Below are 5,978 nucleotides of genomic sequence, written 5' to 3'. Positions count from 1 at the left end.
TCAACCCTCACGGTGCAGCATCATGCCGCACCACCCAGCACCACGTGAGACATCCTCTTAGCCAATTCCGACCGATCCACTGACACCGACGGACACGCCGTGTGATCCTCTGCCCTAAGTCTGTAATCGCCAGGGGTGGGGGAGAGTGCGGTATGGCTGTACCCAAGACCGTCTTGTGGGAGAGAGACCCCCATACGGCAGCGAAGCACAATCTGCTGAAGAGGTATCTCGAGCCCTGGGCTCCCATTCTCCTCTCGCGCAACGACACCATCACGTACGCGGAGGGCTTTTCGGGACCCGGCTTGTACTCCCAAGGCGAGCCGGGTTCGCCTGTTATTGCGCTCGAAGCCTTCGCCAAGGCGTTGCAGCACCGCCCCGGACGCATCCGTATGGTGCTCGTCGAGGGGGACAAGCGGCGGGAATCCGAGCTGAAGAAGCAACTCGGCAAGGCACGCGGGCACCACTCGGACGACGTAGTCCGACGCCTTCACCTGAACACGCACTGCGGCGAGTGCCACCCCACACTACTCGAGCAACTCCGCCTCCAAGGCAGCCTGGGCAAGCCTCTCTTCGTCCTCCTCGACAGCTACGGCGGCCCTGACATCCCGTTCAGCCTGCTGAAGGAACTCGGAAAACACCGCAGCACCGAGGTACTGGTCACCTTCCAACCGCAGTTCCTCACCCGGTTCGCCGAGCGTAACGAAGGCCATCGGAAGTCAGGCGATGCGGCCTTCGGAGGCACCGCGTGGCACGACGTGTTCAAGCAGCCGTCGAAACAGAAGTTCACCTTCCTTCGGGACCAATACCGCGAAACCCTGCGCCGGGCCGGCTTCACACACACCCTCTCCTTCGAGATGGTCGATGAGGATGGCCATGTGCTCTATCTGATCTTCGGGACTCGTCACGAGCGCGGCCTCGAGAAGATGAAGGAAGCCATGTGGAGCGTCGACCGTGACCACGGGGTCCGCTATCGCGACCCCAAGGACGTCGAGCAACAACAGCTCGCCCTCGAACTCGAACCCAACACAGGGCCTCTTCGCCGGATCCTGCTGGAACACATCGCGGCGGCGCCGAAGGGTCTCACCGTGGCGAAACTCAAGACGTTTGCTCTCTTGGAGACCGTATACAAGCCCAGCCAGGTGACCAAACTGATCACTGATATGCGTGATGCCAAGGTCGTCACCACAACACCTCGCCGGGTGACAGCCGACACGGTCGTCGTTCCCCACGTGTCGCCACCCCAGGCTTCTGGTCAGGCAGAGGCCCTCACTCTCTTCTGAGGCCGGTGACCCCCAGGCGGTCACTCCGTACACGACGCCGCATTGGGAGGCCTCTGCTGTCAGGAATACGCTTGGGCCTCCAGGCAAGCCAGCATGTCGCCCTTGCCCCCCCCGCCGCGTAGAACACGACCATAGCTCAAGGCCGACGCTAGAAAGGAAGGGTTGTCCGAATGTTCGTCACAGTTCGTCGGCACCAGATCCGTCAGCCACTCGCAGCGATTCACGCAAGGCAGCCCCTGCGAGGATCAGCCGTGAAGTAATCACCGTGTCGGATGCGAAAAGTGGGACAGCCTCTCTGCCCTGCTGCGCAGCGTCCGGGCCAACCTGGGTCGGCCCGGACGTGATCGTGTTTTCAGCGCCGGGGTTCGAGCTGGCGCGCGATAGGTGGGCGGCAGCCCTCCTCTGGTCAGCCCTTCACATCCGCCCAGAAGTCTTGGATCTGAGGGACGTCGGAGTCCTCATCGAGGATGTTGGCGACGCCGAACTGCAACCTCAATTTGATCTTCCTAGCCCCCTTCGCGGAAAGCTTCTCGCGTCGGGCGAGGCCGGCGTTGGCCAGCCTGTCCACGAAGGGCTTCCACTCGCCTGGGTACTCCTGAGTCCACTTCAGCCGGTTGTCGTCTGGTTGATGGTTGTCCTTGAGGATCAGTGTCGAGGAGGCGTACTCGACTAGGTTCTTCAAGTAGTGGCGAGCGGCTTCCAGAGGTACCGGTACGACTGTGCCGGACGTCTCTGGTGTATCGGTGATCCCCACGCCCCGCGTGTTCAGCGCCTTGTAAATGTCCGGGCGGCGGTAGAAAAAGAGGCTGGGCCGGAATAGGAGCTCCATCAGGTCCCCGTGCCGTACGCCCCGCAGTCCTGAAAGGTCCACCTGATCCGCGCCCGCCGCGATCTTCTTGACCCTCGTCTGGTCGAGCTGGAGCTTCCATCCGGTCCCAGCAGGAAGGGTCAGTGACTCCAGCTGGCAGTTGACCAGGGAGGCATTGCCCACCTTGGTGCGGCTGAGATCGAGCGGGCCGGCAAATGCGGCATCGACAATCGGCTGGTCAGGCATCTCGGCAGTCATGCGGATGAGTTCGGTCCACATGGCACCCAGATTGGTGGCGGTTGTGTCACGGGAAGCGGCGCTGGACTGAACGGCGGGCAGCCGCACCCCTGCCAGGGCACCCACGAGCAGCCCAGCATCCACCGCTGCTACCACCCCACTCACCGTTCCCGTGCGCCATTCCGATCTGCCCAACAGCCGTTGGAAGGCGGAGAAACGGCCCGCACGAAGATGTCGCCCGACAATACCGGCCAGGAAGTTATCGAAGAACACCTCATGTTGGAATCTGAACCTGCTGGGCCCGCGCGTCACCGCATCTGTGGCCAGACCGCAAATCACCTGGAGGCGCTCTCGAAGGCCCTCTCGGTCGTCCAGGTCATCGATGTCCAAGGCCGCGGCAGCAGCGAATTCCAGGTCGGCAGAGTCAATCTCCCTTTCACGACCGTCTACCATGATCTCGGCTACGTGCTCGAAGGTGCGTCGCAGTTCGTCTCGGTTCAGGAGCCCCGACGCACCATCCGCCTGATAGGAGAGCTTCCGTTCCTCCCGCACCAGGTAGTGATTCAGGAGCCTCTCGGTAAACGAAGGACCTTCTGTGTCCGATTCTTCATAGTCGCCTGACCGGCACATCTCGGCGAAGGCCCGCGCGAAAAAGGGAAGCCCCAGGATCTCTTGGTCTCCGGCTGGCAAGCCCTCGAAGCGGGCGGCAGATACACCGTAGTCGTCCAGGAACGAAACGATCTCCGCCGGATTCCACCGCAGCACCTCCGCGATACTGTGGCGCACCGAGGCACTTATCGCCCTACTTGCCCGTTGCACGCTCGATCGGTACTGGTTCATGTAGTAGGAAGAGCGGGCTGAGACTACGAGTACTCCGCGCCCGCCCAACGCATTGAGCCAGTCCTGCAGCGAGTCGATCGCATCGCTGTATGCTGCTCCGCCCAGGAGTTCATCAAAGCCGTCGATGAGAAGGGCAATGAGCCCTTTTCCGCAGAGGACCTTGACACGTTCCGCGGTGAGGTTCTGCGTGAGCGCAACTGCGTGGTTGACGGCCGCGTCCAAGTCGTCGAGAACACGCCCGGTTGACTTGACGTAGAGAAACAGCGGCTTGTCCTCCTGATGCCGTTCAACTTCCCGCGACCGGTTCAGGGCAGCCTTGACCATTGCCCGGGTCTTGCCGATGCCTGCCTCGCCATTGACGAAGAAGACCTGGGTCTGACCCGTCTCAACCCCGAGATCTGCATCGACATCGTCGATCAGTTGAGAGAAGGTCTTCCTCCGCGGGTTGCCCCCGTCGTACTCCGTCACCTCGACGTGGGCCTCTCGGTGACTACCAACATCCGATTGCCAGCCGAGCTGATCGCTTTCCTCCTGGACGAGTTGCCGCTCCACCTCCTCCAGTTTGTAGCGCAGACGGCTGGCCACGATGGGCCAGTTGGTAAGTTTCCGCAGATACGCCCGATACGGCACCCAGCCCTGCTCGTCCCGCCACTCGGGGCTGTCGGGACCCATGCGAAAGTAGTCCCTGCGCAGCTGGGTGCCTTCACTGACGGACTTGCCCCACTCGTAGCCAAAACCATGAGGGTGGTCGAAGTACTGGGGAGGGGCACCGACGACGTCGGAGAACGCCTTGAGATCTTTCTCCACCTCGGCTCGAAAGAGCTCACGAGGATCTTCCGGTTCCCGCTTCGGTTTCAATAGCAAGGCCAGAGAGGCGTCGAGTTCCGGATTGCTGGGACGAGACCGGTAGTTCGCCGAGCCGAAGGCGAGGTAGTCGGGCTGGTTTCCGGTGTATCGGGCGTACACGTACCAGCTGCCGTCCGGCTTCGCGTACATAAATGGCCACAAAGAAACGTCGGTGTCGCCCCAGGCCACCACCGGTCGCAACTCCTGGCTTCCATCGTCCGTGAGGGTGAGCACGGCGTCAGACAGGCACTCCGCGATGATATCGGAAATCGCTCGCACGAGGGCGTCCACGACGGGCGACAACCCGTTCGGGATGGCACCTCCGTGGCTGACGTGGTCACGGAGGTTCTTTGTCGCCCTGAGCTCCGGAGGAGCTGCGGGGATTCCCCCGTCGTACAGGGCCAATGCCTCGGCTATTACCTGGGCGATGCGTTGCCCCGGGGCGCCGGGGTCGGCATCACACAGACGGGCCCTCAGATCTCGGAGTAGCGAGATCCACTCCCCGAGGCCGGGTGACCTGCCGATGTTGACGTGGGGGAGTCCAGACGCCCGCAGTGTCGAGAGGGCCAAGAGAGCCAAGAAGCGCGCCTCAAAGTCGAGGGCGGAGAGGCTCTCCTGCACACTCCGGGAGACCTCTGGCGATCTCGGTGCGTATGAGCCTTCCATCCGACGGAAAGCTTCGACGGCCGTGCGATTCACCGATCACCTCGAGACTGGGAAGAAGCAGAGTCCTACTCCCATGGGGGCTGTGCAGGCAAACTAGCACCAACTTGCCTCGCATAAACGGGCCTTGCCCCTCGCTGCGAGGCGCGCCGAGGAACCCTTACCCGCTCCGGGCCGAATCTGCCACGCCGGCGCTCGATGGCGCCGCCGTACTCAGCCTTCAGCCGGAGGCAGACCTCGCAGTGGTCCAGCGATTCCTCCACCTCGGAGAGGCCCATAAGTGGTGGGACATGGAGGAGGGCTGTACCACCGACACCTGGCAGGCAGCGCGGCTGAAGTGGACGGCGTGCACGCACCAATTGCCCACCGAGGGCTTCGATCCAGCTCCTGTCTGCGCCGAGATGGAGACTCTTGCGTTGCATCCGCCGGGCCGCCTCTTCGAGTGCCGCCCGTTTCTGGGCTCGCCGGGACGTATCCAGGTCCGTGAGGTCGAAGCCGAGCAGCGGGACCTCGTCCGGGCCAACGTCCTCGGGCGAGGGCCGGCCTTTCAGGAGGAAGCCGAAGAGGGCTCGAAGGGCTTCGTTGCCTAGTTCCAGAGGATGGAACGGCAGTGCGTACGGTTCCTCGTCCCACGCCGGGTCAAACTCCACGGGCCGGTCACCTGCCCAGTAGGGCATCTCGAAGGGGGACGGGTCACCGATGTTCTCCACGATGCCACCGTCCGGCGAGAGGCTCAGCGAGCGGCGAAGGCGGCCCTCCTGCCAGACCGCGAAGGCAAGCCAATCGGAGACGCTGTGTATCGCGTGCAGGATCACGCGACGGCCCGCGGCGGCCCCCAGAAGGTCCGCCGGGAGTTCCGACGGGCGGTCGAACATCAGACGCCGATCGCAGACCAGGTCCACGCCCGGGAAGCTCGCCACATACGTGAGGCGTTCTGGCGGGTACGTCGATTCCCCCAGGACATCGCCCTTCATCGACTCCGTCCCCCACCCAGCCCGACCTGAGCGAACAACGCCGACGTCCCCTCAGCCGCCGGCTCGCTGGCCTCCCGCAGTGCCGAGGCCACGTCTCCGTCCGCGTACGCCAGTAGCGCCGTCTTCGCTCCCATGCGACGCACGCTAGTTCCCACCACTGACAGCCCCGCCGTCCCGAAAACGCCCGAAGTTTTCGGTAGCGGCCAGCGACTGAGTACGTTCGCCCCGTTCAGAGCCACCCCACTCCCCCACCCACCCAGTGCCTTCTAAGAAGTCATCTCAATTGGCCCGATAGGCTGTGGCCTGTGGCGAGGATCGTTGAGCGGCTGG

Annotated in this window: 3 protein-coding genes; 1 reads left to right on the top strand and 2 read right to left on the bottom strand. The window is 63.3% G+C overall.

The annotated features are described in order from the left end of the window. The first annotated feature begins 152 nt into the window (after positions 1-152). Positions 153-1,280 carry a three-Cys-motif partner protein TcmP gene (locus tag IE145_RS32990; RefSeq protein ID WP_189529099.1) on the top strand — a complete coding sequence of 376 codons (1,128 nt, stop codon included), beginning with the start codon at positions 153-155 and terminating at the stop codon, positions 1,278-1,280. Positions 1,281-1,686: 406 nt separating this feature from the next. On the opposite strand, the gene IE145_RS32985 is transcribed toward IE145_RS32990, so the two are convergent. Both IE145_RS32985 and IE145_RS33885 read right to left on the bottom strand, forming a co-directional pair. Beyond that, positions 1,687-4,632: an NACHT domain-containing protein gene (locus IE145_RS32985; RefSeq protein ID WP_189529098.1), complete on the bottom strand. Its 2,946-nt coding sequence runs from the start codon at positions 4,630-4,632 to the stop codon at positions 1,687-1,689. A gap of 110 nt (positions 4,633-4,742) precedes the next feature. Continuing rightward, positions 4,743-5,648 carry a DUF6928 family protein gene (locus tag IE145_RS33885; protein ID WP_308427843.1) on the bottom strand — a complete coding sequence of 302 codons (906 nt, stop codon included), beginning with the start codon at positions 5,646-5,648 and terminating at the stop codon, positions 4,743-4,745. Positions 5,649-5,978: the final 330 nt, after the last annotated feature.

Source organism: Streptomyces sindenensis, from assembly GCF_014649035.1.
GTDB lineage: Bacteria > Actinomycetota > Actinomycetes > Streptomycetales > Streptomycetaceae > Streptomyces > Streptomyces sindenensis.
Note: the sequence above shows the minus strand (reverse complement) of the source record. Positions and strands in the feature narration are given on the sequence as shown.